The organism is Caballeronia novacaledonica (assembly GCF_900258035.1).
Taxonomy (GTDB): domain Bacteria; phylum Pseudomonadota; class Gammaproteobacteria; order Burkholderiales; family Burkholderiaceae; genus Caballeronia; species Caballeronia novacaledonica.
Window position 1 is genome coordinate 275,445 of the sequence record NZ_OGTP01000001.1, and the last position, 24,488, is coordinate 299,932.

The window sequence follows — 24,488 nt, forward strand, 5'->3', positions numbered from 1 at the left end:
AATCCGGCAGGCTGGCTATTTTTTGCGCCGCCGGATCATGCCGATGAAAACCAAGATCAAATTCCACAGCTTCGCCGCGCTCGGCTTTCTTTGTCTGCCGCTTGCGTGCTTGGCCAATCCGAACGCGCTGTGGGAGATTGTCCACGATTATTGCGAGCCCGCCGCCGAGGGCGCGCACGTCCAGCAGAAATGCGCGGATGTGAACGTTGCGGGCGGCTATGCGGTGCTGAAGGATATCGTCGGCGTCGCGCAGTATTTGCTGATTCCGACCGCGCGTGTGAGCGGCATCGAAAGTCCCGCGCTGCTCGAACCCGATGCGCCGAACTATTTCCGCGACGCGTGGAATGCGCGCGGCTATGTGGATCGCGCATTGCGCCGGACCTTGCCGCGCGATGAAGTTTCGCTCGCAATCAATTCCGCGAGCGGGCGCACGCAGAATCAGTTGCACATTCATATCGATTGCCTCGCGTCCGATGTCGCGCAGACGCTGCGTGAAGTGGGACCGGGCATCGGTACGGAGTGGCAGCCGCTCCCCGTCAAGCTGCGCGGTCACACCTACAGCGCAATGCGCATCGACGACGCAGAGTTGACCCATACCGATCCCTTCGAACTTCTCGCGCCCTATGCCGCGCGTCGCGGCCAGACGATGGGCGAACAGACGCTGCTGCTCGCGGGCGCCGTGGCCAGCGATGGAGCGCCCGTGTTCTTTCTGCTCAACGATCACGTTCAGCCGGGTAACTGGGCATCGTCGGAAGAGCTTCAGGATCACACGTGCGCGGTGGCCAATCGGTCTATAGAAAAGCCTTGAGGTTTTCGGAAGAATGAAGTGACGCGAATCCTTCGGAGTTCGGATTAAACGACGGTCCGCAAATCAGAAATTTCGCGCCTTGTCACTTCTACTTTTGGGAACCACAATGAATGCTCTTCGACGTTACGTTTGACCCGTTGAAGGACGCGATCAATCGAATTCAACATGGCGTGTCGCTCGGTCTTGCGAGGGAGATCGCGTGGGATGATGTCGTGTTGAAAGTTGACAATCGTCGCGATTATGGAGAGGTTCGTGAGGTGGGTTATATGCCCATTCGCGGCCGTACGTTTTGCGTGGTATTCACGTGGAGAGACGAAACGCGGCGCATCATCAGTCTGCGCCGCGCAAATGAAAGAGAGGTAGATCGGTATGCAAAGGACGGTTAATGGATTCATTCTTCCCACGCCCGAAGAGGAGGCGGAGATCAATCGAGGGATAGCATTGGATCCGGATACATGGGAGCTATCCGACGAAGAATTCAAGCAGATGAAACCTTACGCCGTATTTATGCGTGAACATCATCCGCATCTAATCGAGCCGCCGAAAGAATGATGTGTCAACTCGCGCCCCGCACGCATGCGCGATGCGCAAACACGCGCGGCGCGATTCCCTCGACACGCGCTTCCGGCAGCACGCGTTTCAGCGTGCGCAGCGTGAAGGCGAGATCCTCGCTGGCCGTATCGAATTCGAGCCGCAACTCGCAGCCTTCGCGTTGCGCCTGACTCACATAGATTCCGAGCGGCGAATGAAACAGCGCGCGTATGCGCTCTCGCGACGCCTCGCTGTCCGCGAAATGCGCCAGCGCCAGAATGCGTACACGCTGGCATGCGCCGAATCCTTCATCGTGTAATGTTTTGCGGCTGGCAACCCACGCAAGCGACATATCCATGACCGTTGCTCCATCACGTTTTCCTTGTGTAGAAGCATAGGCCGGCTTTCGTCAACGTCACGCTAAGAGATAGGCGCACCGCGTAAAAAACGTATCAATCGAAGCCGTGGAATACGGCATCGTCCGGGCCGACGGAAGCAGGCGATTTCCACGCCGCGTCGCGCATCGAATGGCGCACCTGATGCTCGACGCCCAGCAGCACCGCGAAAATCGCCATGCGCACCGCGATGCCGTTGTCGGTCTGCCGGAAGATCGCGAGGCGCGAGTCGTGGTTGAGATCGGTGGCGAGATCGTTCGCGCCGGGGCGGCTGTCGCGCGGCAGCGGATGCATGATGAGCGTATCGCGCCCGCATACATCGTCGACGAGCGCTTGGTTGATCTGGAAATCCGGCGTATAGCCTTCGATCGGCTCGTCGGCGAAACGCTCTTTCTGAATGCGCGTCGCATACACGACGTCCGCGCCCGCGAGTCCCGCGCGCAGATCGCTCGTTTGTTCGATCACATGGTCGCCACGCGCGATCCGCTCGACGATATGCGCCGGCATCTCCAGCGAGCGCGGCGACACGAGCGTGAACTTGAGGCCCTTGTAAAGCGAGAGCAGCTTGGCGAGCGAATGCACGGTGCGGCCGTATTTCAGGTCGCCGACCATCGCGATATGCGCGCCATCGACGATCTTTCCGAGACGCGAAAACTCGCGCTGGATCGTATAGAGGTCGAGCAGCGCCTGGCTCGGATGCTCGCCCGGACCGTCGCCCGCGTTGATGACGGGAATGTTCGTCGCGCGCGCGAACTCCGCGACCGAGCCTTGCTCGGGATGCCGCACGACGATCGCATCCGCGTAGCCGCTGATGACGCGGCTCGTGTCGTAGATCGACTCGCCCTTCGCCATCGACGAGAACGTGAATCCGGTCGTGTCGCACACCGAGCCGCCGAGACGCGCGAATGCCGCGCCGAAGCTCACGCGGGTGCGCGTGCTGGCCTCGAAGAACAGATTGGCGAGCACCGCACCTTCGAGCACGCGCGTGATCTTCTTGCGCCGCGCGATGGGCTGCATCATGTCGGCCGTGCGAAACAGCGCCTCGGCGGATTCGCGCGAAAACTGGTCGATCGAGAGCAGTTGTGGCCGGCCTTCGAATTCGATCGCGGAATATGCGCTTTGCGTATATGTGCCCGCTTCCGGTAGACCGCCCAGAATCTCGCCGACATAACGCGACGCGATTTCCGGCATCGCGCGCGATTCCGGCGATTCGTCCGGCAGCAGCCAGGTATCGAGCGCCCGCCGCGTCACGCCGATGCGTGCTGCGAAGGCGTCGCGGGTCATGTTCAGACGCCGCATCGCGTCGCGAAGAATGGTCTGCTGCTGAAGTTCCTGCGTCACCGTCACCGCTCCCTAAAATATACGCAATGCGTATATTAGGTCACTCGCCGATCAGATGCAAGACGAGTTCGCGCTGATCCTGCGCCGTCCGGTGCTCGAACACGTAAATTCCTTGCCACGTGCCGAGCACCATGCGGCCCGCCTCGACGGGAATCGAAAGCTGCACGGTGGTGAGCGCGGTGCGCAGGTGCGCGGGCATGTCGTCGGGGCCTTCGGTGTCGTGCACGTAGCGGCCGGGCGCTTCGGGCGCCACCGTTTCGAAATAGCGCTCCAGGTCGGCGCGCACGTCGGGATCGGCGTTTTCCTGGATCAGCAGCGATGCCGACGTATGCCGGCAAAACAGCGTGAGCAGGCCCGTGCGAATGTCCTGAAGATCGATCCAGCGATCGATGTCGCGGGTGACTTCGTGCAGGCCGCGCGAGCCTGTCGCGACCGTCAGATGGTGGAGTGCCTGTTTCATGTCGGTCTCGGTGCGAGAATGGGCGGTGCGCCACATCCCGAGTTTACCGGCTTCCCGCGCGCCGGTTCGTGTCGATGCGATGAACTATGCTGTCTGCACGATGGTTCGATGCAAGGGCGCTCACGATGACCCGACGGCTTTCAATCAGGAAGGCGGTGCCCGCCGTGCTCGTCGCGATCCTGGCCGCCGCACATGCCGACAACGACCGCGAAAATCGCGGCAACGACCCGTTCCTGCACGTATCGAGCGCCATCGCCGATTGCGCCGCGCCGCGCGGCCCGTCCGAAACCGCGCAGGAATGGCTCGACGAAGCGCATTACCGCATCGAACGCGGCAATAGCTGCTGGATCGCGGGCCGCTGCCGCCTGTCGAACAGTTATCTCTACGACAAGGAAATCGCCGAAAGCGTGACGCGCCGCCTGAATTCGCTGAACGCTGCGCTGCAATGGCGCGAGAAGACGAGCCTGTGGCTCACGCTGCAACGCCGCTTCATCTATCTCGACGGCTGCGTGTCGCGCGATTTCGACACGGCGCGTTTCGTTTCGGCACTCGGCGAGACGGCCGATGTCGAAAAAGTCATCGACCGCACGACGCGGCGGCCGTGATTTCGCAATTGACCTAAGCTAAAAGAGAGACCAAACGAGGAACCGTCGCGCCCGCGCGCGTCCGGTTTTCGCCGATGAGAACGAACCTCGCCGACTGGCTGTGGAATTGCGCACGCTGCACGCTGTTGCTGATCGGGTTTGCACTCACGCCGATGAACGCCCCCGCCGCCGCGACCGCGTCCGTCGCCGTGATTCCGCTCAAAGGCGCGATCGGCCCGGCGAGCGCGGATTTCGTCGTGCGCTCGCTGGCGCGGGCAGCGGACGAGCACGCGCAACTCGCCGTGCTGGAGCTCGATACGCCGGGCGGACTCGATCTCTCGATGCGCTCGATCATCCAGGCGATACTCGCGTCGCCGGTGCCGGTGGCCGCGTTCATCGCGCCGAGCGGGGCGCGCGCGGCGAGCGCGGGCACCTACATCACCTACGCGAGCCACATCGCCGCGATGGCGCCGGGCACGAACCTCGGCGCGGCGTCGCCGGTGCAGCTCGGCTTGGGCGGACCGCAGCGCGAGCCGTCGAGCGCGGGCAAGGCTGCATCGGGAACGGATTCACAATCGACCGAAACCCGCAAGCAGATGCAGGACGCCGCCGCCTACATTCGCGGCCTCGCGCAACTGCGCGGACGCAACGCGCAATGGGCGGAGCGCGCGGTGCGCGAGGCGGTGGCGCTGTCGGCGACGGAAGCGCTGGAGCAGAACGTCATCGACCTGACCGCCAGCGACGTGCCCGATCTGCTCGCAAAGCTCGACGGCCGTCATGTCAAAACCGCGAGCGGCGATCACGTGCTCGCGACGAAGCACGCGCCGCTCGTCGTATTGCAGCCGGACTGGCGCAGCCGTTTTCTCGCGACGATCACGGACCCGAGCGTCGCGCTGATTCTGATGATGATCGGCATGTACGGGCTCTTCTTCGAGTTCGCCAATCCCGGCATGGTGCTGCCGGGTGTCGCGGGCGCGATCTGCCTGCTCGTCGGATTGTTCGCTCTGCAACTATTGCCCATCAGTTTCGTCGGACTGGGACTGATCGTGCTCGGCATGGGCTTTCTGGTCGCGGAAATGTTTCTGCCGACGTTCGGCTCGCTGGGCATCGGCGGCATCATCGCGTTTGCGATCGGCGCGCTCATGCTGATCGATACCGACGTGCCGGGCTTCGGCATTCCCGCCGGCCTCGTCGTCGGGCTCGCGCTCTTCACGGCGTTGTTCGTTTTCACGGTCTCGGGCGTTGCGCTGCGGGCGCGCAAACGGCCCGTCGTGAGCGGCGGCGAAACGATGCCCGGCAGCATCGGCGTGATGCTGGCGCGCGAATCGGAGAGCGGCTGGGCGCGCGTGCAGGGCGAACGGTGGCGCGTGCAGCCGGCCGCGTCGCAGGCGTTGCCGCATGAAGGCGCGCGCGTGCGCGTGATCTCGCGGCACGGCCTGACGCTGACGGTCGAGCCGTTCGAAGGCGAACGCGAGGCCGGTCATTCCTGAACACATCGACAACGAGGCTTGAAAAATGGGGCTTACTTTCGGTTTCAGCGGCATTCTGATTGCGTTCGTCATCTTCATCGTCGCGTCGGCGGTGCGCATCTTTCGCGAGTACGAGCGCGGCGTCGTGTTCATGCTCGGGCGCTTCTGGAAAGTGAAGGGTCCGGGGCTCGTGCTGATCATTCCGGTCGTGCAGCAGGTCGTGCGGATGGACTTGCGCACCGTCGTGTTCGACGTGCCGCCGCAGGACGTCATCACGCGCGACAACGTGTCGGTGAAGGTGAACGCGGTCGTGTACTTTCGCGTCGTCGATCCGGAGAAGGCGGTGATCCAGGTCGCGCGCTTTCTCGACGCGACGAGCCAGCTCGCGCAGACCACGCTGCGCGCGATCCTCGGCAAGCACGAGCTCGACGAACTGCTGTCCGAGCGCGAGCGCCTCAATACCGACATTCAGCGCGTGCTCGATTCGCAGACGGACGCGTGGGGCATCAAGGTATCGAACGTGGAAATCAAGGACGTCGACATCAACGAGACGATGATCCGCGCGATCGCCCGCCAGGCCGAAGCGGAGCGCGAGCGGCGCGCCAAGATCATTCATGCGGAAGGGGAGTTGCAGGCGTCCGAGAAGCTCTTGCAGGCGGCGCAGATGCTCGCGCAGGCCCCGCAGGCGATGCAACTGCGCTACCTGCAAACCTTGACGACGATCGCCGGCGACAAGAACTCGACGATCGTCTTTCCGGTGCCGGTCGATATCGTGGGCGCCGTGATCGACCGGTTCACCAAGGGCCCGGCGTAAGCTCAGACGAGCGCCGGGAAGTCGAGCGTCGTGTCGTTCACGCGGTTCACGAGGTTCGTGAAGTTGATGACGCTCATCGCGAACAGCGTGTCGATGACTTGCGCTTCCGAGTAGCCCGCCTCGCGCACTTCGTTCAGACGCGCCGCGTCGATCGTGCCGGTGGAACTCGCGACGTGCCGCACGAAGCGCACGAGCGCGTCGCGCTTCGCGTTGCCGGTCGCTTCGCCCGCGCGGATCTGCTGCGTTTCCAGCTTCGAGAGCCCGGCCATCTTGCCGATGACGGTATGCGCCGCGGCACAGTAGTCACAACCGACGAGTTCGCTGATGGCGAGCTTGATCGCTTCGACGTCGGCCTTGTCGAGGCTGCTCTTCGCGAGGATTGCATCGCCTTCGAGCGCGGCGGCGAGCACGGCGGGGCTGTGCGTGCCGATGGTCGCGTAGGCGTTCGGCACGCGGCCGGCGGCCTTCTTGATGGCGGCGAAAAGATCGGCGGCGGCGCCCGTTGCTTCGTTGACGTTGATCTGGGAAAGACGTGACATGGTGTGCTCCTTCGTTCAGTGGTTGGCCATCGCGATGGCATGGGTTGAACTTTAGGCGCACGCGTCTTTCGCGTGAATGCTCGCGCGGCTCGTAAAACCGCGCGATCGTCTCATCGTGCGAATGCGGCGGCTTCATGCCATGATCGAGTCTCTTTGCACGCGTCACGCTCACGCACATGGACTATCTGACGAGCCTGAAGGTGTTTTGCACGGTGGTCGAAGCGAAGAGCTTCGCGCGTGCGGCCGACATACTCGGCTTGTCGCCGCCCGTCGTGTCGCGCGCGATCGCGGGCCTCGAAGAGCGGCTCGGCAGCCGGCTCTTCAATCGCACGACGCGGCAGATTTCGCTGACCGAGACCGCCGAACGCTTCTTCTCCGACTGCTCGCGCCTGCTCGACGAATTGCAGGCGATGGAAGAGCGCGCATCGAATCGCGCGAGCGAAGCGACCGGCCTCCTGCGGCTCGTCGCGCACACGACCGTGATGATGAGCCGCTACGCGCCGCTCGTCGCGGAGTTCCGGCGCGCGCATCCGCACGTGCGCCTCGACGTGACGCTGACCGAGCGGCCCATCGATCTCGTCGGCGAAGGCTACGATCTCGCCATCGTGCTGCCCTTCATGCTTTCCACGGATACCGCCGTCACGCGCCTGCTCGAAACCATTCCGCTCGTGCTCGTCGCGAGTCCCGCGTATCTCGCGCAGCGTCCCGCGCCGCGCCATCCGTCCGAACTCGCCGATCATGTGTTCGTGCCGATGTCGCCATCGATCCGCAAGCCCGCGCTCACGTTTCGCATCGGCGGCGAGGAATTGCGCGTGCCGCTCGATCACGACATCACGTCGAACAGCGCGGTGTTCAATCGCGAGATGGTGCTGCAGGGATTCGGCATCGGCGTATTGCCGACGGCGCTCGTCGCGCGGGAAGTGGCGGCGGGGCGGCTCGTCACGCTGCTCGACGCGTATGAGCGTGTCGATTCCGCCATCGAGATCCGGATCGCCTACAGCACGCGCGCGCTCTTGCCGGCCAAGGTGCGCGCGTTCGTCGAGCATGCGGTGCGCTTCTGCGCCGACGAGGACATGCTCTCCGGGGAGCCGAAAATCGGCCTCCGAGCCTTATAGGGCAAGCCTCCGCGCGATTCTTTCCGACAGCGTTATTCATTCGTGCGCGCCGTGACGGTTGACTGGGTGCATATGCACATCTAGTCTTCGGGGCTATGACGGGCAGCGCATTCGCCCATTCCTTCAATTCTATCTGTGCATATGCACTATAATCACAAATGACGACACCTACGACGAACATTCCATCGGTTGCGGCGCCGGCTCTCGCGCGGCCGGCGCGCAAGATTCCCTGGATGATGCTTGCGCTCGGGCTGGTCGGGCTTGCGCTGATCGCGGCGGCGGCCTGGTGGGCGCTCGTGCTGCGCTTCGTTCAATCGACCGACGATGCCTACGTCGGCGGCGACGTCACGGTGCTCGCGCCGAAGGTCAACGGCTTCGTCACCGATGTGCTCGTGCAGGACAACCAGCGCGTGAAGGCGGGTCAGGTGCTGATCCGCCTCGATGCGCGCGACTACGACGCACGTCTTTCGCAAGCCGACGCCGAACTGTCCGGCGCACGCGCGGCGGTGGTCGAGTTGCAGGCGAAGGATGCGTTGCAGGCGGCCATCATCAATCAGCAGCAGGCGGAAGTGCGCGCTTCGTCGGCGGAACTCACGCGCAGCGGGCAGGATCGGGTGCGCTATCGCGAACTCGTGAAGGACGATGCCGTGTCGAACCAGATCGTCGAGCGCGCGGACGCGGACTACACGAAGGCGCAGGCGGCGGTGGACCGCAGCGGCGCGTCGCTGGTGGCGGCGAAGCGCCAGTTGAGCGTGATCGAAGCGCAGATCGCGGATGCGCAGGCGCGCGTCGCGACGGCCGAGGCGGCACGCCGCGTCGCGGAGCTGAACGTCGAATACACGACGATCCGCTCGCCCGTCGATGGCTACGTCGGCAATCGCACGGCGCGCGTCGGCGTGCTCGCGAACGTCGGCACGTCGCTCTTGACGATCGTGCCGTCGACGGGCCTTTGGGTCGATGCGAACTTCAAGGAAGATCAGTTGAAGAAGATGCGCGCGGGCGACGAAGCGGACGTCGATCTCGACGCATCGAGCGTGCCGTTCACCGGCCACGTCGAAAGCCTCGCGCCTGCGACGGGCGCGACCTTCAGCGTGTTGCCGGCCGAGAATGCGACCGGCAACTTCACGAAGATCGTGCAGCGCGTGCCGGTGCGTATCCGGCTCGACGTGCCGAAGGGCATGGAATCCGTGCTGCGTCCGGGCCTTTCGGCGACGGTGAAGGTCCATCTGCGCAAGCAGTCGAACGGCTGAGGAGCGCGGCGATGACCTACACCGTGCCCTCCGATCCCGCGAGCCAGCCGCTCAAACAGCGCGTGTTCGCGTTCGCGCTGATGTGCCTCGGCTTCTTCATGGCGACGCTCGATATCCAGATCGTGGCGTCGTCGCTGAAGGACATCGGCGGCGGATTGTCCGCGAGCCAGGACGAGCTGTCCTGGGTGCAGACGTCCTATCTGATCGCGGAAATTCTCGTCATTCCGATGTCCGGCTGGCTTTCGAAAGTGTTCTCCACGCGCTGGCTTTTCGCGGCATCGGCGGTCGGCTTCACGCTCACGAGCATGCTGTGCGGCATGGCATGGGACATCAACTCGATGATCCTCTTTCGCGGCCTGCAAGGCGCGCTCGGCGCCGCGATGATCCCGACCGTGTTCACGACCGCCTTCGTGATCTTCCCCGGCAAGCAGCGATTGATTGCATCGACAACTATCGGCGCGCTGGCGTCGCTCGCGCCCGCTGTCGGTCCCGTGATCGGCGGATGGATCACCGATCAATGGTCGTGGCACTGGCTCTTCTATCTGAACGTCGTGCCGGGTCTCGTCGTCGCGCTGCTCGTGCCGAAGTACGTGCATGTCGACGAGCCGAATCTTTCGTTGCTGAAGAAGGGCGACTATCTCGGCATCGTGCTGATGTCGGGCTTTCTGGGCTGTCTGGAATACGTGCTGGAGGAAGGCCCGCGCAAGAACTGGTTCGGCGATGACATCATCGTCACGTGTGCATGGATTTCAGGGATCTGCGGTTTCCTGTTCCTCGTGCATGCGTTCACGGCGAAAGACCCGATCGTCGATCTGCGCGCGCTCGCGGTGCGCAACTTCGCGATCGGCAGTGTGCTGTCGTTCGTGACGGGCATCGGCATCTTCGTGTCGGTGTTTCTGACGCCGGTGTTTCTCGCGCGCGTGCGCGGCTTCGACTCGCTGCATACGGGTCTTGCGCTGCTTTCCGTCGGTTGCTTCCAGTTGCTTTCCATCGGTGTGTACGGTTTCGCGTCGCGTTTCCTCGACATGCGTGTGCTGCTCGCGTTCGGTCTGATCTGCTTCGGCGCGGGCTGTTACTTCTATACGCCGCTGACGCACGATTGGGGCTGGCAACAGTTCCTTCTGCCGCAGGCGCTGCGCGGCATCGGCCAGCAATTCGCGGTGCCGCCTATCGTCACGATGGCGCTCGGTTCGCTGCCGCCGTCGCGGCTCAAATCGGCGAGCGGGCTCTTCAATCTGATGCGCAATCTCGGCGGGGCGATCGGCATCGCGGTGAGTGCGACGATGCTCAACGACCGCCTCAATCTGCACTACCTGCGCCTGAACGAGAACGTGACGATCGGCCGGCCCGTCATCGAGGATCTGCTGTCGCGCAGCTCCGCGCATCTCGCCTCCGTCGCGGGCGATGCGCTGGATGCGTCGCAGGCGGGTCTCGCATCGCTGCAAGCGCTCGTGACGCGCGAGGCGCTCGTGCTGACTTTCGCCGACTGCTTCTACGTGCTCGCGCTGTGCTTTCTCTTCGGCCTCGTGACGGTGATCTTCGCGAAGCCGATCACGAACGCGCCGCCTTCCTCCGACGCGCATTGAATTGAGTCTTATCTGGATGCTTCGATCATGAAGAAACTTCTCGTCGAAATACTTGCGGGCGTGACATGTCTCGCGCTCGCCGCGTGCGCGGTGCAGCCCGAGACACACGCCGATCTTCCCGCGACCGTGACTGCGACCGCGCCCGCCGACTGGAGCGTCGACGTGCCGAAACAGGCCGTCGATCCAACTGCGTGGTGGAATCAGTTCAACGATCCGGTGATGCATGAACTGGTCGCGTCGGTGCTGAACGACAACCTCGACGTTCAGGCGGCGGTCGAGCGCGTGAAGCAGGCGCAGGCGATCACGACGCAACGCCGCGCCGCACTGCTTCCGCAACTCGATGCGGGCGCGGGCGGATCGTACGCGCGCCAGAACACGCCGCCGCCGCTCGGCTATGTGAAGCAGGCGGGCTTCGGCCTGACATTGAGCTGGACGCCCGATGTGTTCGGCGGCGAGCGCCTGGAATTGCTCGCATCGCAGGCGCAACTCGTCGGACGTGAACACGCCGCGGATCAGGTCAGGCTCGCGCTCGCCGCCGACACCGCCGCCGCGTATGTCGATCTGCGCTGGGCGCAAGCCGAACTGAAGATCCTGCAAGACAATCTGGAGATTCGCGAGCGTGCGTTGAAGCTCACGCAACGCCGCCTGCAATACGGCCTCTCGACGCAACTCGACGTCGCGCGCGCGCAGAATCAGTTGAGCGATCTGCAATCGCGCGTGCCGCGCACGCAGGCCACGATTCAGCATCAGTTGAGCCTGATCGCGGTGTATTCGGGCCGCACGCCGGAATCCATCGACAAGCTGATGCTCGCGAATCCGGGCGCCGTGCCCGTCGTTCCGGTGCCCGCGAACGGCGCGCCGCAGATGCTGCCGTCCGAAGCGCTGTTGCGCCGTCCCGATGTGCTCGTCGCGTATGCGACCGTGCAGCAGCGCGCGGCGGAAGTCGGCGTCGCGCGTGCGGAGCGTTATCCGAAGTTTTCGCTGCGCTTGTCGGATGGCTTGCTCGCGTCGTCGTATCTCGGCTTGCCGACGCTCACCGACAACCTCTTCTCGGCCGCGCTCAACGCGACGAGCCCGATCTTCAACGCGGGGCGCATCACGGCGGACATCGAGCAGAACCAGAGCAAGATGCGCGAATCGGAACTGCATCTGCGTCAGACGATGCTCGAAGCGCTGAAGGATGTCGAAGATACGCGCAGCGATCTCGTCAGCACGACGGAATCGACCGCGCGCCTGACCGATGCGCTCTCGGCATCGGGTCAATCGCTCACGCTGTCGACGCAGTTGTACAAAGGCGGCGCGGCCAGCTTTCTCGATGTGCTCGACGCGCAGCAATCGTATCTGCGCGACGCCGATGCCTTGAATCAATCGAAACGCGAACATGCGCTCGCGGCGGTGGCGCTGTATCGCTCGCTGGGCGGCGGCTGGAGCGTGACCGGCGATGACGACGTGATCAAGACCGCCAGCGACAAAACGGAGACGACGAAATGAGCCTGATCGAAGAAACCGCCGCGGGCCTGAACGGTCTCGCGCAACTGCGCAAGCTGATCGTTTCCGGGCGTAGGCCGGGCATTCTGGAGTCGTTGGATTTCGACTTCATCGAAGTCGAAGCGGGCAGGGCGGTGTTCGTCGGCGTGCCGGGCGATCACGCCTATAACCCGATCGGCACCGTGCACGGCGGCTACGCCGCGACGCTGCTCGATTCCGCCTGTGGCTGCTCGGTGCATTCGTGCCTCACCGCGACGCAAGCCTATACGACGCTCGAATTGAAAGTGGCCTATCACAAGGCGGTCACGCGCGATTCGGGCTTGCTGCGCGCGGAAGGGCGCGTGCTGTCGATCGGACGCCGCGCCGCGTTCGCCGAAGCGACGCTCAAGGACGCGAGCGGCAGACTGCTCGCCTCGGCGACATCGACATTGCTTGTCATGGAGCGATAAAAGCCCGGCGAGCCGGGCTATCGGACGGCGCTTCGAAGCCGCTTATTTCACGCTTTCCAGCGCCTTTCTCACGGTGCCGAAAAGCTGATCGATCTGATCGTCTTCGATGATGAGCGGCGGCGAGAACGCGAGGATATCGCCGGTATAGCGCACGAGCGCGCCCGCTTCGAAGCACTTGACGAACACTTCATACGCACGCGCGCCCGGCGCGCCGTCGCGCGAATCCAGTTCGATGCCCGCGACGAGCCCGAGATTGCGGATGTCCTTCACGAACGGCGCATCGCGCAGCGCGTGCACGGCACTTTCGAACTTCTCCGCCTTCGACGCGGCGCGCTCGAACAGCTTGTCGCGCTGATACAGATCGAGCGTCGCGATGGCCGCGGCGGTCGCGACCGGGTGCGCCGAATACGTGTAGCCGTGGAACAGTTCGATGGCGTTCGCGGCGCCCGCATCGACGACCGTGTCGTGCACGTTGCGATGCGCGGCGACGGCGCCCATCGGAATCGTCGCGTTGTTGATCGCCTTGGCCATCGTGATGAGGTCGGGTGTCACGCCGAAATACTCGCTCGCCGTCGCCTTGCCCAGACGCCCGAAGCCGGTGATGACCTCATCGAAAATCAGAAGAATGCCGTACTTCGTGCAGATGTCCCGCAGCTTCTGCAAATAGCCCTTCGGCGGCACGAGCACGCCCGTGGAACCGGCGAGCGGCTCGACGATCACGGCCGCGATCGTCGACGGATCGTGCAGCGCGACGATGCGTTCCAGATCGTCGGCGAAATGATCGCCCCATGCCGGTTGACCCTTCGTGAACGCGTTGTGCGCGAGATCGTGCGTGTGCGGCAGATGATCGACCGACGGCAGCAGCGCGCCCGAGAACGTCTTGCGATTCGGTGCGATGCCGCCGACCGAAATGCCGCCGAAGCCGACGCCGTGATAGCCGCGCTCGCGGCCGATCAGCCGCGTGCGCTGGCCTTCGCCGCGCGCGCGGTGATACGCGAGCGCGATCTTCAGCGCCGTATCCACCGACTCGGAGCCCGAGTTCGTGAAGAAGATGCGATCGAGCCCTTCGGGCATCAGACCGGCGACCTTCGTCGCGGCTTCGAATGCGAGCGGATGGCCCATCTGGAAGGTCGGCGCGAAGTCGAGCGTCGAAAGCGCCTTCTGCACCGCGTCGACGATCTCGTCCCGGCAATGGCCCGCGTTCACGCACCAGAGGCCGGCGGTGCCGTCGAGCACTTCGCGGCCGTCGGTCGAGCGGTAATACATGCCCTTCGCGCTTTCGAGCAGACGCGGCGCGGCCTTGAACTGGCGATTGGCGGTGAACGGCATCCAGAACGACGAAAGATCTTCGATCACGGGGCGAGCATTCATTACGGGTCTCCTGAAGAAGTACGGCCACTGTATTCCCCGGCAAAATTGCGCGGCATAGACAGTTGGATCACTGCGCTGCCAACTGTGCTGGCAAAATGCAGCGAACTGTCTTGGCCGATGCGCGATGACCGCGCTATCCTCGAATCCATGATCGAACTCAAGCTGGAGCGCGGCACGCGGCAGGCGCCGACGCTCGTCGAACAACTGGTGCGCGCGTTTTCATCCGCGATCGAAGAGCAGACGCTGCGCGCGGGCGCGCTGCTGCCGTCGGTGCGGCGTCTCGCCGAGGCCGAAAGTCTCAGCACATTCACGGTGACCGAAGCCTATGGCCGGCTCGTGTCGATGGGCCTCGTCACCGCGCGGCGCGGCTCGGGCTATCGCGTGGCCGCGCGCGGGCGCAGCGAGCGCGTGCAGGCTGTCGAATGGCAGCCGCCGAGCCTCACCGCGACCTGGCTTCTGTCCGACGTATTCGCCGATCATTCCGTGCCGATCAAATCCGGCTGCGGCTGGCTGCCGAACGAGTGGGTCAACGAGAGCGGCCTGCAGCATGCGCTGCGCGCGGTGAGCCGTGTACCGGCGGCGCGCATCGCGGATTACGGGCATCCGTATGGCTTCGCGCCGCTGCGCGAGCGGATCGCGGAGCAACTGGACCGTCGCGGCCTGCCGGTCGATGCGGCGTCGAACGTGCTGTTGACGGCGGGCGCGACGCAGGCGCTCGATCTCATCGTGCGCACGCTGTTGCGTCCGGGCGATGCGGTCGTCGTCGAAGATCCGGGGTACTGCAATCTGCTGCAGATTCTGCGGCTCGCCGGGCTTCGGGTGCATGGCGTGCCGCGCACCGTCGCGGGCATCGATACGGACGTGTTCGAGGGCATCGTCATCGAGCATCGGCCGAAAGCGGTCTTTCTCAATACGACGTTGCAGAATCCGACGGGCGCGACCTTCAACATGGCGTCGGCGTTCCGTTTGATGCAGATCGCGGAGCGTCACGGCCTGTGGGTCGTCGAGGACGATGTGAACCGCGAACTCGCGCCGCCCGGCGCGCCCTTGCTCGCGGCGATGGAAGGGCTGAGCCGCGTGCTCTACGTCGGCGGCTTTGCGAAGACGATCACGCCCGCGCTGCGCTGCGGTTATGTCGTCGCGGAGCGCGATGTGTTGCGCGAACTGGCGCGCACGAAGATGGCCGTGGGGCTGACGTCATCGGAGGCGACGGAACGCATCGTCGAAAAAGTGCTGACGGAAGGACGCTACGCGCGGCACGTGGAATTCGTCGTGGATAAGCTGAAGGACGCGCATGCGCTGGTGGAAGATCGCATGGACGCGCTGGGCATCGAACTGTTCCGGCGTCCGCGTGCGGGTCTGTTCGTGTGGGGCGCGTTGCCGATTCATCCCGCAGAAGGAAGCGCAGTCGCCACGCGCGCATTGCAGCACGGCATATGGCTCGCGCCCGGTTCTTATTTCCGCCCCGACGACGCGGAAAGCGCGTGCTTCAGATTCAACGTCCCTTATTCCGCGGACGATGCGCTGTGGACTTTTCTGGAAAGAACGATCAAAGCTTTTTGACGCTGACAGGATAGAAACGAATCATCCTGCCAGCGTCGATCGCAAAGTTATTGCGCCACTTGCGAAGCAGCCGATGCCGAAAACTGTCCGCGCTGAACTTGCGCCGTGCGTTCCGTATCGCCGAAATCACCGCGTTGCTGCACGGCTTCTTCCGCTGCGAACGTCTGCGCGCTCACGCCATGCTGCGAGGCGGGCGCACCGACATCGGGACGATAATGCGGCGCCGGGCCATAGCCGCTTGCGAATGCCGAACCGGCGAAAAGAGAACTCAATGCGATAACAAAGCTCACTGCGAGTCGCTTGTTCACGAGATTGCTCCGACGAAAGTATGAAGAGATGCGGTTATCGGGCAGTGACAACCGCAATCGGAGAATCGCGTCGTTCGTTACGAAACGTCCCCGACATGCGAACGCAGTGTAGAAGGACTGAACGCCTTTTTAATCGCACGAAAAGCCAATTGAGTTTTCGTCGATCTCAAACAATGGGATTACGCGATGGCTTCGCGTCGTGTCCGCCGCGCTCGCGATGCCGCGAGATGTGCCTGCAAGCGTTCGCAGACATCTTTGCGGCGCACGGGATTGAGCGGATCGCACAGACGAATCGTGAGTGTCGATGGATGCGAGTGCAGCACCAATGGATCGTACGCGTCGCGTTCGGGTGCTTCCCACAACACGACGGTGAAGGTGCCGTCGGAAACTTGTACGACGTGAAAGCACGCTATATCGATCTTCGTCAGTTCGTGCGGTTCGATCGAATGATGCATGGCGCCCTCGAGACTCTTTGCATAGGTATCTGAAGCAACGCAAAGTCCATGCCGAAGCACGAGCGCTTCGAGCGCGCGCGACGATGGCCGCGCACGCATGTCAATTCTTTCCTTGCCTTCCTGGAAAAACGTCAACTCGATGCCGGTGCGTCGCCGGCAGTGGCCGACGCCGACGGAGCGCTCGTATTCTCCTGCTGAACCGCGGTTTTCGCAGCGCGTTTGCGTGGCGCGCCGCGTTTCGCCGCAGCCGTTTTCTTTGCAGCGGGCGCGCTCGCTTGCGCTGCTTTGGTTTTCTTCGCGGCCACTTTCTTTGCCGCCGCCTTCTTTGCGGCCGCCTTCGGTTTGGCCGCTTTCTCCGCGCCTTCCGCATCGATCAGAAACTTGCTGCGATCCTTCACATTGGCGATCCACGCGGGCGGGCGCGCCCAGCCGCTCCACGTTTCACCCGTCTTCGGATTGCGATACTTCGCGGGCAGCTTGCCTTTCTTCGCGAGCTTCGTCATCGCCTGATGACGACCCGCCGGCGCGGGCAAGGCGACTTTCGGCTTCGCGGTGCGTTTGCCTTTTTTCCCGTGGCGGTCGATATCTTCGGTTGTAAGGCCGTGCCGTTCCATCATCGCGCGGATATCGTCGAGCACGGCTTGCGCGCGCTTCGCGATCAATTGCTCGGCCTGCGCCTGAAGTTTCTTCAGCTTCGTCTGGATTTGCTTGAGTGTCGCCATGTTTGTCTCCTCTTTGGTCGTGGGGCGTCATTCGGTGCCCATTCTCGTTTCATCGACGCACTTCTCGATTGAATCGTCGATGCGGTGTGACGTGCGTCCGCAGGCCCCTGAACATACACGGCTTTCACGTTCAGCCGCACGCGAATTCGATCGATGCGCACGGGTCCAGCGTGCCGATGAAACACTTTCGCCGATGCCGCAGCAGATCGTCGAGGCTTTCGACGAAGCGCGCGGCGGCACGATGCACATTGGCTCGACGTTCGCGGGCTGCGTCATCGTCGTTACTCGCCGTAGATATCGAAGTCGAAGTACTTCTGCTCGATGCGCTTGTAGGTGCCGTCCTTGATCATCGCGGCGATGGCGCCGTCGAGCTTGTCCTTCAGGTCGGTGTCTTCCTTGCGCAAGCCGATAGCCGTGCCCGGCCCGAAGATCGCGCTGTCGTCCAGCGCACCGCCCGCGAAGCCATAGGGCTTGCCGCGCGGTGTATCGAGAAAGCCGCGTTCCGCCTGCACGGCATTTTGCAGCGATGCGTCGAGACGGCCGGCGAGCAAGTCCTGATAAACCTGATCCTGATCCGCATAGGACACGACCTTCACGCCCTTCGCGCCCCAATGCACCTTTGCGTAGGTTTCCTGCATCGAGCCTTGCTCGACGCCGACCGTCTTGCCCGCGAGCGAATCCGCCGTCGGCTGGACGCTCGAATCGCGTTTCGCGACGAGGCGCGTGGGCACATGGAACAGCTTGCTCGAGAACGCGATCTGCTTGACGCGCGCGGGCGTCATCGACATCGTGGAGAGCACGCCGTCGAACTTGCGCGATTTGAGGCCCGGAATCATGCCGTCGAATGCATTCTCGACCCACACGCACTTCGCGTTGAGACGCCGGCAGAGTTCATTGCCGACATCGATGTCGAAGCCGACCAGCGTGCCGTCGGGTGCTTTCGATTCGAAAGGCGGATAACTTGCATCGACACCGAAGCGGATCGTCGACCATTCTTTTGCATGCGCTCCGATCGATACGGCCAGCATCGAACCCAACAACACCGTCAACAGCCTCTTCACGATAGTCCCTTCTTTTATGAGTTTTCGAGTGTAGGCGGCGTGTACCGCCGCTGACGATTATAGAGGCGTGCGTGGAGCACAAAAAGAAAAACGGCCGCGAAAAGATCGCGGCCGTTCGAATCGGAAGCTATGGTTTTGTTTGCGTCGCTTAGCCCGCGCGCACTTCGACGCGGCGCGGACGCGCTTCTTCGCGACGCGGAATCGTGAGCCTGAGCACGCCGTTGTTGAGATTGGCGTCGATCTTAGCGGTGTCGAAATCATCGCTCACCGTGAAAGCGCGAGCGAAACGCGGCGCGCGCAATTCGGCATGATGCACACGCACCGCGCCTTGCACGGGCAGTTCCGCTTCGGCTTCGATGCTGAGACGGGCATCGTGAACCTTCACGTCGAGTTTCTCGCGCGACACGCCGGGCAGATCCGCCCACAGCGTGATGCCGTGGCTATCTTCGACGATATCGACCGCGGGCGTCACCGTCGCGCGGCGCACTGCGTCTTCGTTCTTGCGCGCCACTTCGTTCGCATGTTGCGGGGCGACTTGCGTATTCTCGGTCATGATGTTTTCCCTCTTACTGAATGGTGATTGCGCGCGGCTTCGACGCTTCGCGCTTGCCGATGGTGATGGACAGCGTGCCGTTCTCATAGCGCGCTTCGACCTTGTCCGCGTCCGCGTTCTGCGGCAATTCGATCACGCGGCGGAAGCTGCCGGAGAAGCGCTCTTTCGCATAAGTGCGCGCGCCTTCCACGTTTGCCTGCGCCTTGCGTTCGCCGCTGATGGTGAGCGTGCCCTTGTCGACGGTGACATCGAGCGAAGCGGGCTCGACGCCCGGCGCGAACGCGACGATATGAATCGCGTCATCCGTGCTGCCGATATTCAGACGAGGGAAAGCATCCGCACGGCTCGATCGAATGCTCGAAGGAAGATTGCCGAAGAGCGAGGACACATGCCGTTGCACGCGATCCAGCTCCGAGAAAACGTCGCCGCCAAAATAAAAGTCACTCATGGTCCAGTCTCCGATAGTGCGGCCATCGAGGCCGGCAGCAGGAAGTTGAAACGACAGCGCGGGTTCTCGCTGCCTGTGCATCGAAAGTAGGTGCGAAGGCTATCGTTTCAATACCGGAGCGCTATGTTTCAAGCACGATTTATTTTCGCGCGGCGGCTCTTGAAAGGCGTCGGAGCGCGCTTATATCGGTTCGAATGCGCGCTTGCGTGCGAGTCGCGCGCCATTCTGCTACCGCCGAATACATCGCAACTGCTGCTGTTTTTCATATCGCGCCGCGTGCAACATCCCTGTGTGAGAGATCGATTCGAATACAGGCGAAGGAGCCGATCATGGAACTCTTGAAGATGATGCGTATCGTGTTTTGGAGCTTCTTCGGCGTGCGCAAGCGCGCGTCGCACAACGCCGATTTCGCGCAGGTGAAGCTGCCGCTGTTGCCGGTCGTCGCCGTGATGCTCGCGGGCGCTTTCGGTTTGACGCTGCTGACGGTCGCGAAGCTCGCCACGGGTATCGCGCACTGAACGCGCGGCGCGCACGACGTCCCGCTCTTACAATGGCGATCGGATGATTGCCACGAGCGAGGATCGGACCATGAAAGTATGCGTATATGGCGCGGGCGCCATCGGCGGGTGGATCGGCGTGAAGCTCGCGCAGGCGGGCTGCGATGTCGGCGTGGTCGCGCGCGGCGCGACGCTCGACGCATTGAAGAAGGAAGGGCTGCGGCTCGTCGAAACCGATGCAGCGCATACCGTGAAAGTCGCGGCGAGCGCCGAACCCGTGGAGCTCGGCGCGCAGGATCTCGTCGTCGTGGCGGTGAAGGCGCCCGCGATGGAAGCCGTCGCCGCGCAGATCGCGCCGCTGCTTACACGCGACACCACCGTGCTCACCGCGATGAACGGCGTGCCCTGGTGGTTCTGCGACGGACTCGGCGCGCCTTTCGCGGGCAAGCGTTTGTCTTCGGTCGATCCGCACGGCGCGATCGCCGCCGCGATTCCGGGCGCGCAGACCGTCGGCTGCGTCGTGCATGCAAGCTGCTTCGTCGAAGCGCCGGGCGTCATCCGGCATCGGCAGGGCAAAGGTCTGATTCTCGGCGAAGCGTCGGGCGCGCCGACTGCACGCACCGAATCGCTCGTGTCGCTCTTCTCGAAGTCCGGCTTCGACGCCACGCTCTCCCCGCAGATTCAACGCGACGTCTGGTTCAAGCTGTGGGGCAACATGACGATGAACCCCATCAGCGCGATCACCGGCGCGACCACCGACCGCATTTTGAGCGACGACCTCGTGCGCGGCTTCGTGACCAGCGTGATGCTCGAAGCGAAGGAGATCGGCGCGCGCTTCGGCATTCCCATCGAGCAGGAACCGAAGGACCGTCACGCCGTCACGCTCAAGCTCGGCGCGATGAAAACGTCGATGTTGCAGGACGTGGAAGCGGGCAAGGCGGTCGAGCTCGATGCGCTCGTCGCGTCGGTGCGCGAACTGGGCATGATGACCGGCGTGCCGACGCCGTTCACCGATGCCCTGCTGGGACTCGCGCGCCTGCATGCGCGCACGCGCGGGCTCTATCCGGCGGCGTGAGCCCGCTTTACGCCACGACGATACGCAGCGGGTCCGCAGCCGCGAACGCTTCGGCCCGCTCCGCGCTCGGCGGATAAATCCACTCGGTGTTGATGCGCGTCTTCAGTTGCTTCGCCTCTGCGCCCGACATCTTCACCTCGCGCTCCCAGCCTTCCGTATAGACCGCGCCCCACGGACCCAGATCGAGACACGTCACGTATTTCGGCTGGCTGTACGGAATCGGCGCGTCGCCGAGCAAATCCGCTGCAACGTTGTGACCCGCCGAGCGGCCGAGGTTCATCGCGTGCTGGCAGGACATCATCGCGTGATTGCCTTCGTCGTCGGTGGCGGCGTAGGCGACGTCGCCCGTTGCGTAGACCGTGTCGACACCGCGCACGCGCAGATTGCGATCCACATGCAGGCGACCGAGCGCGTCGCGTTCGGCGGGAATCTGCGCGGTCAGCGCGCTCGCGCGCACGCCGGCGGTCCAGATCACCGTGCTTGCCTCGATGCGCTCGCCATCGGACGTGGAGAGACCGTTCGCATCGACCGATGTCACCGCCGCCCCGAGCCGCCACTCCACGCCCAGCGATTCGAGCGCCTCGACGATGACCGGACGCGGACCCGCTCCGAGGTCCGGGCCGATCTCCGCGTTGCGCTCGACGATGACGACCCGCACCTCCGCATTCGTGCCGAGCGCCGCGCGCAAGCGCGCCGGCATTTCCGCCGCCGTTTCGATGCCCGTGAATCCGCCGCCGGCGACGACCACCGTGTTGCGCGCGGGCGTATCGGGCTGCGTCGCGAGCGCCTTGATATGCGCTTCGAGCGCGGCGGCTTCATCGACCTGATCGACGCTGAACGCGTGCTGCGCGAGCCCCTGAATCTGCGGGCGGAATAGGCGGCTGCCGGTCGCCAGAACGAGACGGTCGTAGTTCAACGACGACGGCGTGCCGTCCGCGCCGAGCAAGTCGACTTCCTGACGCTCGACGTGAATGCGCTCCACCGTACCCTGAACGAACCTCACGCCCGTGGACGCGAAGATATCCAGGAGCGGCGCCTTCATGCCCGCGGCGTTTTCTTCATACAGACGCGGACGCACATGCAGATGCGGCTCCGGCGCGACCAGTACGACTTCGATATCCGTGCGGCCGTGCTGATCGATGAGACGCGCGGCGGACAGGGCGCTCCACATGCCGGCGAAGCCGGCTCCGATTACCAGAATGCGCTTGGACATTTCGATGCTCCTTGGATTCGATATTGGGGTCGTTCGACGGACGGTTGTCTTCGTCATCGATTAACTGCGATTATATGAGTCGTAGTTAATCGGTGCAAGAAAATTGTCCGCCGTGTGCGGAATTGTCTCGAACTCACGTGTTCGAGCTTGATGTTGGCGAATTCCAGACACTGTGACGCTGATCTGGGACTCACCGAGGCGTAGTTGAAAGCATCGGCGTGAAGAAGCTCGATCGCCGCGTTAAGCTACGCGAAGGATTCAGACATCAGAGGAAGGTCATGGAGCAGCAAAACCAGCGGGAAGGCGGAAGCGAACTCGTCCAGATGCGCGACATGCTGCGCGAGTTCGTGCGCGAGCGGGACTGGAGCCGCTTCCACTCGCCGAAGAATCTCGCGGCGGCGCTGTCCGTCGAGGCGAGCGAGTTGCTCGAACCGTTCACGTGGCTCGCTACCGGCGAGAAGACCGAACTCGACGAAGCGAAGCTGCGCGCGATCCGTCACGAGATGGCGGACGTGTTCGCGTATCTCGTGATGCTCGCCGACTCGCTCGACGTCGATCTGCATTGCGCGTTGATCGAAAAAATGGCGCTGAACCGGTCGAAGTATCCGGCGCACAAAGTGAAGGGCGACGCGCGCAAATACACCGAGTACGACGAGTGACATGCACGGTGGCGCGAGACGCCCTCGCGCGGTTAAGCTTCGCTCCAGCCCGTTCCGTTAAAGGATTGCCGATGGACTTTTCGCTCTCGCCCGAACTTATCGATTTGCAGGCGCGCGTGCGCGCTTTCATCGCTGAAGAAATCATGCCCTTCGAGCGCGATCCGCGTTGCACGCCGCATGGTCCGAACGAGTCGCTGCGCGCCGAACTGGTCGCGAAGGGGCGCAAGGCGGGGCTGTTGTCGAGTCACGTATCGCCCGAATTCGGCGGGCTCGGTCTGAATCACGTCGCGAAGGCCATTCTGTTCGAAGAGGCCGGTTATTCGCCGCTCGGTCCCGTGGCGCTGAACATCGCCGCGCCCGACGAAGGGAACATGCATCTGCTCGAAGCCGTCGCCACGCCGCAGCAGAAGGAGCGCTGGCTGCGTCCCCTCGCGGCGGGCGACATCCGCTCGTGTTTCTGCATGACCGAACCGCCGCCGGGCGCGGGCGCCGATCCTGCGATGCTGCAGACCATCGCGACGCGGGACGGCGACGACTACGTGATCGATGGCCGCAAGTGGTTCATCACGGGCGCGGAAGGCGCGGCGTTCGCGATCATCATGGCGAAATTCGCCGACGGCCCCGCGACCATGTTTCTCGCCGACATGTCGAGCCCGGGCATCGTCATCGAACGGGCGATGGATTCGCTCGACACGTGCTTTCCCGGCGGCCACGCCGTCGTGCGCTTCGAGGGTTTGCGCGTGCCGAAGGAGAACGTGCTGGGCGAGCCGGGCGAAGGGTTTCGTTACGCGCAAGTCCGGCTCTCGCCCGCGCGTCTCACGCACTGCATGCGCTGGCTCGGCGCCGCGCGCCGCGCGCACGATGTCGCGACGACCTATGCGCGCGAACGTCAGGCGTTCGGCCGCGCGTTGGGCGAGCACGAGGGCGTCGGCTTCATGCTCGCCGACAACGAAATGGATCTGCACGTGACGCGCCTCGCCATCTGGCATTGCGCCTGGGTGCTCGATCAGGGCGTGCTCGGCAAGCACGAGTCGAGCATCGCGAAGGTCGTGTCGTCGGAGGCGCTATGGCGCGTCGTCGATCGCTCGGTGCAGGTGCTCGGCGGACAGGGCGTCACGCACGAGACCGTCGTCGCGCGGATTTTCGCGGACATGCGCGCCTTCCGGATCTACGACGGTCCGTCGGAAGTGCATCGCTTCAGCATCGCGCGGCGGATTTTGCGCGGGCCGAAGCCGCACGCCGAATCTGCCTGACGAATGCCGGTTCACTGCACGGTGGTCTGACCGCGCGCCTGGCGTTGCGCGATGATGCGGCTCGCGCGAATCGCGTTGTCGGGATAGTTCAGCCAGTCATTCGGATCGTAGCCGACCGAGCGCCAGAGCAGGAATTCCTGCCGGACCTGCGCGCGGGTTTTCGGCGCGTTCGGATCGCTGGTTTGCGCCTGCGGTTGCGCGAGCGCGGAGGCGGCGCAGCACAATGCCAGCGCGCCAATGATAAGACGGGGAATGGATGACATGACGAAACCCTCACACCGCATAACACGGCGATTTCATTCTAGGTGACAGAACGCAAAGGTACAGAACGCGTTTTGGGGGCGCCTCATACGTAGAGCGTTTTGCGTGCCCGGTGTGTGATATTGAATATGTCGTGTACTGATGAATCGCCCTATACTCATTTTTTCAAGCGGGGAAATTCCGGCGCAGCACCGAAACAAAGCCTGAGCCAACGAAAACT

General features: G+C 63.6%; 28 protein-coding genes. 15 read left to right on the top strand and 13 right to left on the bottom strand.

Annotated elements, in window-relative coordinates:
- Positions 1–43 precede the first annotated feature (43 nt).
- Both NOV72_RS01240 and NOV72_RS01245 read left to right on the top strand, forming a co-directional pair.
- Complete coding sequence (locus tag NOV72_RS01240; protein WP_245932847.1) at positions 44–808, top strand: CDP-diacylglycerol diphosphatase; 765 nt, start codon at positions 44–46, stop codon at positions 806–808.
- A 110-nt stretch (positions 809–918) separates the two neighbouring features.
- Positions 919–1,194 (top strand): BrnT family toxin, encoded by a 276-nt coding sequence (locus NOV72_RS01245; protein ID WP_106852758.1) that lies wholly within the window; start codon positions 919–921, stop codon positions 1,192–1,194.
- A 170-nt stretch (positions 1,195–1,364) separates the two neighbouring features.
- On the opposite strand, the gene NOV72_RS01255 is transcribed toward NOV72_RS01245, so the two are convergent.
- The 3 genes from NOV72_RS01255 to NOV72_RS01265 form a co-directional block, all read right to left on the bottom strand.
- A complete protein-coding gene (locus tag NOV72_RS01255; RefSeq protein ID WP_106852760.1) occupies positions 1,365–1,697 on the bottom strand; it encodes a hypothetical protein in 333 nt (110 codons plus the stop codon).
- Positions 1,698–1,791: 94 nt separating this feature from the next.
- On the bottom strand, positions 1,792–3,033 hold the full coding sequence (locus NOV72_RS01260; protein ID WP_245932876.1) for an aspartate carbamoyltransferase: 1,242 nt from the start codon (positions 3,031–3,033) through the stop codon (positions 1,792–1,794).
- 82 nt (positions 3,034–3,115) lie between these two features.
- Positions 3,116–3,535, bottom strand: coding sequence for a secondary thiamine-phosphate synthase enzyme YjbQ (locus NOV72_RS01265; RefSeq protein ID WP_106852762.1), 420 nt, complete (start codon positions 3,533–3,535; stop codon positions 3,116–3,118).
- 125 nt (positions 3,536–3,660) lie between these two features.
- Here NOV72_RS01265 and NOV72_RS01270 point away from each other — a divergent pair, with 125 nt between their 5' ends.
- The 3 genes from NOV72_RS01270 to NOV72_RS01280 all read left to right on the top strand — a co-directional run bounded on the left by NOV72_RS01270 (position 3,661) and on the right by NOV72_RS01280 (position 6,402).
- Complete coding sequence (locus NOV72_RS01270; protein WP_106852763.1) at positions 3,661–4,140, top strand: hypothetical protein; 480 nt, start codon at positions 3,661–3,663, stop codon at positions 4,138–4,140.
- 74 nt (positions 4,141–4,214) lie between these two features.
- The gene (locus NOV72_RS01275; protein WP_106852764.1) at positions 4,215–5,609 is read left to right on the top strand and encodes an NfeD family protein; all 1,395 of its coding nucleotides are present in this window, start codon (positions 4,215–4,217) and stop codon (positions 5,607–5,609) included.
- A 25-nt stretch (positions 5,610–5,634) separates the two neighbouring features.
- Positions 5,635–6,402 (top strand): slipin family protein, encoded by a 768-nt coding sequence (locus NOV72_RS01280; protein ID WP_106852765.1) that lies wholly within the window; start codon positions 5,635–5,637, stop codon positions 6,400–6,402.
- A gap of 2 nt (positions 6,403–6,404) precedes the next feature.
- Here NOV72_RS01280 and NOV72_RS01285 read toward each other — a convergent pair whose 3' ends face one another.
- The gene (locus tag NOV72_RS01285; protein WP_106852766.1) at positions 6,405–6,941 is read right to left on the bottom strand and encodes a carboxymuconolactone decarboxylase family protein; all 537 of its coding nucleotides are present in this window, start codon (positions 6,939–6,941) and stop codon (positions 6,405–6,407) included.
- 176 nt (positions 6,942–7,117) lie between these two features.
- On the opposite strand from NOV72_RS01285, the gene NOV72_RS01290 reads away from it, so the two are divergent.
- From NOV72_RS01290 to NOV72_RS01310, 5 genes are all read left to right on the top strand, one after another.
- Positions 7,118–8,056 carry a LysR family transcriptional regulator gene (locus NOV72_RS01290; RefSeq protein WP_106852767.1) on the top strand — a complete coding sequence of 313 codons (939 nt, stop codon included), beginning with the start codon at positions 7,118–7,120 and terminating at the stop codon, positions 8,054–8,056.
- Positions 8,057–8,214: 158 nt separating this feature from the next.
- Positions 8,215–9,306: an HlyD family secretion protein gene (locus tag NOV72_RS01295; protein WP_106852768.1), complete on the top strand. Its 1,092-nt coding sequence runs from the start codon at positions 8,215–8,217 to the stop codon at positions 9,304–9,306.
- A gap of 11 nt (positions 9,307–9,317) precedes the next feature.
- Positions 9,318–10,892 (top strand): DHA2 family efflux MFS transporter permease subunit, encoded by a 1,575-nt coding sequence (locus tag NOV72_RS01300; protein WP_106852769.1) that lies wholly within the window; start codon positions 9,318–9,320, stop codon positions 10,890–10,892.
- 27 nt (positions 10,893–10,919) lie between these two features.
- Positions 10,920–12,383 carry an efflux transporter outer membrane subunit gene (locus NOV72_RS01305; RefSeq protein ID WP_106852770.1) on the top strand — a complete coding sequence of 488 codons (1,464 nt, stop codon included), beginning with the start codon at positions 10,920–10,922 and terminating at the stop codon, positions 12,381–12,383.
- Entirely contained in the window at positions 12,380–12,829 is a 450-nt protein-coding gene (locus NOV72_RS01310) for a PaaI family thioesterase (protein ID WP_106852771.1), read from the top strand. The genes NOV72_RS01305 and NOV72_RS01310 overlap by 4 nt, the downstream gene beginning before the upstream one ends.
- A 42-nt stretch (positions 12,830–12,871) precedes the next feature.
- Here the strand turns inward: NOV72_RS01310 and aptA are convergent, their stop codons facing one another.
- The gene (aptA, locus tag NOV72_RS01315) at positions 12,872–14,200 is read right to left on the bottom strand and encodes an omega-aminotransferase AptA (protein WP_106852772.1); all 1,329 of its coding nucleotides are present in this window, start codon (positions 14,198–14,200) and stop codon (positions 12,872–12,874) included.
- Between the two features lie 147 nt (positions 14,201–14,347).
- Here aptA and NOV72_RS01320 point away from each other — a divergent pair, with 147 nt between their 5' ends.
- Positions 14,348–15,763, top strand: coding sequence for an aminotransferase-like domain-containing protein (locus tag NOV72_RS01320; RefSeq protein WP_106853218.1), 1,416 nt, complete (start codon positions 14,348–14,350; stop codon positions 15,761–15,763).
- A gap of 47 nt (positions 15,764–15,810) precedes the next feature.
- Here NOV72_RS01320 and NOV72_RS01325 read toward each other — a convergent pair whose 3' ends face one another.
- The 6 genes from NOV72_RS01325 to NOV72_RS01350 form a co-directional block, all read right to left on the bottom strand.
- A complete protein-coding gene (locus tag NOV72_RS01325; RefSeq protein ID WP_106852773.1) occupies positions 15,811–16,071 on the bottom strand; it encodes a hypothetical protein in 261 nt (86 codons plus the stop codon).
- Between the two features lie 179 nt (positions 16,072–16,250).
- Positions 16,251–16,526: a hypothetical protein gene (locus NOV72_RS01330; RefSeq protein WP_146149934.1), complete on the bottom strand. Its 276-nt coding sequence runs from the start codon at positions 16,524–16,526 to the stop codon at positions 16,251–16,253.
- 131 nt (positions 16,527–16,657) lie between these two features.
- Positions 16,658–17,248 (bottom strand): H-NS histone family protein, encoded by a 591-nt coding sequence (locus NOV72_RS01335; protein WP_106852775.1) that lies wholly within the window; start codon positions 17,246–17,248, stop codon positions 16,658–16,660.
- 281 nt (positions 17,249–17,529) lie between these two features.
- Complete coding sequence (locus tag NOV72_RS01340) at positions 17,530–18,309, bottom strand: ABC transporter substrate-binding protein (protein ID WP_106852776.1); 780 nt, start codon at positions 18,307–18,309, stop codon at positions 17,530–17,532.
- Positions 18,310–18,457: 148 nt separating this feature from the next.
- On the bottom strand, positions 18,458–18,862 hold the full coding sequence (locus tag NOV72_RS01345; protein ID WP_106852777.1) for an Hsp20/alpha crystallin family protein: 405 nt from the start codon (positions 18,860–18,862) through the stop codon (positions 18,458–18,460).
- Between the two features lie 13 nt (positions 18,863–18,875).
- Positions 18,876–19,310, bottom strand: coding sequence for an Hsp20/alpha crystallin family protein (locus NOV72_RS01350; RefSeq protein ID WP_106852778.1), 435 nt, complete (start codon positions 19,308–19,310; stop codon positions 18,876–18,878).
- A gap of 329 nt (positions 19,311–19,639) precedes the next feature.
- On the opposite strand from NOV72_RS01350, the gene NOV72_RS01355 reads away from it, so the two are divergent.
- Both NOV72_RS01355 and NOV72_RS01360 read left to right on the top strand, forming a co-directional pair.
- Entirely contained in the window at positions 19,640–19,828 is a 189-nt protein-coding gene (locus NOV72_RS01355) for a DUF2970 domain-containing protein (RefSeq protein ID WP_106852779.1), read from the top strand.
- A 70-nt stretch (positions 19,829–19,898) separates the two neighbouring features.
- Entirely contained in the window at positions 19,899–20,882 is a 984-nt protein-coding gene (locus NOV72_RS01360; RefSeq protein WP_106853219.1) for a 2-dehydropantoate 2-reductase, read from the top strand.
- 7 nt (positions 20,883–20,889) lie between these two features.
- Here the strand turns inward: NOV72_RS01360 and NOV72_RS01365 are convergent, their stop codons facing one another.
- Positions 20,890–22,095 (bottom strand): NAD(P)/FAD-dependent oxidoreductase, encoded by a 1,206-nt coding sequence (locus NOV72_RS01365; RefSeq protein ID WP_106852780.1) that lies wholly within the window; start codon positions 22,093–22,095, stop codon positions 20,890–20,892.
- Between the two features lie 278 nt (positions 22,096–22,373).
- Here NOV72_RS01365 and NOV72_RS01370 point away from each other — a divergent pair, with 278 nt between their 5' ends.
- Entirely contained in the window at positions 22,374–22,754 is a 381-nt protein-coding gene (locus tag NOV72_RS01370) for a nucleotide pyrophosphohydrolase (RefSeq protein WP_106852781.1), read from the top strand.
- 71 nt (positions 22,755–22,825) lie between these two features.
- Positions 22,826–24,007 (top strand): acyl-CoA dehydrogenase family protein, encoded by a 1,182-nt coding sequence (locus tag NOV72_RS01375; protein ID WP_106852782.1) that lies wholly within the window; start codon positions 22,826–22,828, stop codon positions 24,005–24,007.
- A gap of 11 nt (positions 24,008–24,018) precedes the next feature.
- On the opposite strand, the gene NOV72_RS01380 is transcribed toward NOV72_RS01375, so the two are convergent.
- Positions 24,019–24,270 (bottom strand): DUF4148 domain-containing protein, encoded by a 252-nt coding sequence (locus NOV72_RS01380; RefSeq protein WP_106852783.1) that lies wholly within the window; start codon positions 24,268–24,270, stop codon positions 24,019–24,021.
- Between the last annotated feature and the right edge of the window lie 218 nt (positions 24,271–24,488).

What these genes read in the sequence shown, in the direction of transcription:
- NOV72_RS01240 (WP_245932847.1), top strand. Translation starts at nt 44, where the DNA reads ATGAAAACCAAGATCAAATTCCACAGCTTCGCCGCGCTCGGCTTTCTT.
- NOV72_RS01245 (WP_106852758.1), top strand. Translation starts at nt 919, where the DNA reads ATGCTCTTCGACGTTACGTTTGACCCGTTGAAGGACGCGATCAATCGA.
- NOV72_RS01255 (WP_106852760.1), bottom strand. Translation starts at nt 1,697, where the DNA reads ATGGATATGTCGCTTGCGTGGGTTGCCAGCCGCAAAACATTACACGAT.
- NOV72_RS01260 (WP_245932876.1), bottom strand. Translation starts at nt 3,033, where the DNA reads ATGCGGCGTCTGAACATGACCCGCGACGCCTTCGCAGCACGCATCGGC.
- NOV72_RS01265 (WP_106852762.1), bottom strand. Translation starts at nt 3,535, where the DNA reads ATGAAACAGGCACTCCACCATCTGACGGTCGCGACAGGCTCGCGCGGC.
- NOV72_RS01270 (WP_106852763.1), top strand. Translation starts at nt 3,661, where the DNA reads ATGACCCGACGGCTTTCAATCAGGAAGGCGGTGCCCGCCGTGCTCGTC.
- NOV72_RS01275 (WP_106852764.1), top strand. Translation starts at nt 4,215, where the DNA reads ATGAGAACGAACCTCGCCGACTGGCTGTGGAATTGCGCACGCTGCACG.
- NOV72_RS01280 (WP_106852765.1), top strand. Translation starts at nt 5,635, where the DNA reads ATGGGGCTTACTTTCGGTTTCAGCGGCATTCTGATTGCGTTCGTCATC.
- NOV72_RS01285 (WP_106852766.1), bottom strand. Translation starts at nt 6,941, where the DNA reads ATGTCACGTCTTTCCCAGATCAACGTCAACGAAGCAACGGGCGCCGCC.
- NOV72_RS01290 (WP_106852767.1), top strand. Translation starts at nt 7,118, where the DNA reads ATGGACTATCTGACGAGCCTGAAGGTGTTTTGCACGGTGGTCGAAGCG.
- NOV72_RS01295 (WP_106852768.1), top strand. Translation starts at nt 8,215, where the DNA reads ATGACGACACCTACGACGAACATTCCATCGGTTGCGGCGCCGGCTCTC.
- NOV72_RS01300 (WP_106852769.1), top strand. Translation starts at nt 9,318, where the DNA reads ATGACCTACACCGTGCCCTCCGATCCCGCGAGCCAGCCGCTCAAACAG.
- NOV72_RS01305 (WP_106852770.1), top strand. Translation starts at nt 10,920, where the DNA reads ATGAAGAAACTTCTCGTCGAAATACTTGCGGGCGTGACATGTCTCGCG.
- NOV72_RS01310 (WP_106852771.1), top strand. Translation starts at nt 12,380, where the DNA reads ATGAGCCTGATCGAAGAAACCGCCGCGGGCCTGAACGGTCTCGCGCAA.
- aptA (WP_106852772.1), bottom strand. Translation starts at nt 14,200, where the DNA reads ATGAATGCTCGCCCCGTGATCGAAGATCTTTCGTCGTTCTGGATGCCG.
- NOV72_RS01320 (WP_106853218.1), top strand. Translation starts at nt 14,348, where the DNA reads ATGATCGAACTCAAGCTGGAGCGCGGCACGCGGCAGGCGCCGACGCTC.
- NOV72_RS01330 (WP_146149934.1), bottom strand. Translation starts at nt 16,526, where the DNA reads ATGCATCATTCGATCGAACCGCACGAACTGACGAAGATCGATATAGCG.
- NOV72_RS01335 (WP_106852775.1), bottom strand. Translation starts at nt 17,248, where the DNA reads ATGGCGACACTCAAGCAAATCCAGACGAAGCTGAAGAAACTTCAGGCG.
- NOV72_RS01345 (WP_106852777.1), bottom strand. Translation starts at nt 18,862, where the DNA reads ATGACCGAGAATACGCAAGTCGCCCCGCAACATGCGAACGAAGTGGCG.
- NOV72_RS01350 (WP_106852778.1), bottom strand. Translation starts at nt 19,310, where the DNA reads ATGAGTGACTTTTATTTTGGCGGCGACGTTTTCTCGGAGCTGGATCGC.
- NOV72_RS01355 (WP_106852779.1), top strand. Translation starts at nt 19,640, where the DNA reads ATGGAACTCTTGAAGATGATGCGTATCGTGTTTTGGAGCTTCTTCGGC.
- NOV72_RS01360 (WP_106853219.1), top strand. Translation starts at nt 19,899, where the DNA reads ATGAAAGTATGCGTATATGGCGCGGGCGCCATCGGCGGGTGGATCGGC.
- NOV72_RS01365 (WP_106852780.1), bottom strand. Translation starts at nt 22,095, where the DNA reads ATGTCCAAGCGCATTCTGGTAATCGGAGCCGGCTTCGCCGGCATGTGG.
- NOV72_RS01370 (WP_106852781.1), top strand. Translation starts at nt 22,374, where the DNA reads ATGGAGCAGCAAAACCAGCGGGAAGGCGGAAGCGAACTCGTCCAGATG.
- NOV72_RS01375 (WP_106852782.1), top strand. Translation starts at nt 22,826, where the DNA reads ATGGACTTTTCGCTCTCGCCCGAACTTATCGATTTGCAGGCGCGCGTG.
- NOV72_RS01380 (WP_106852783.1), bottom strand. Translation starts at nt 24,270, where the DNA reads ATGTCATCCATTCCCCGTCTTATCATTGGCGCGCTGGCATTGTGCTGC.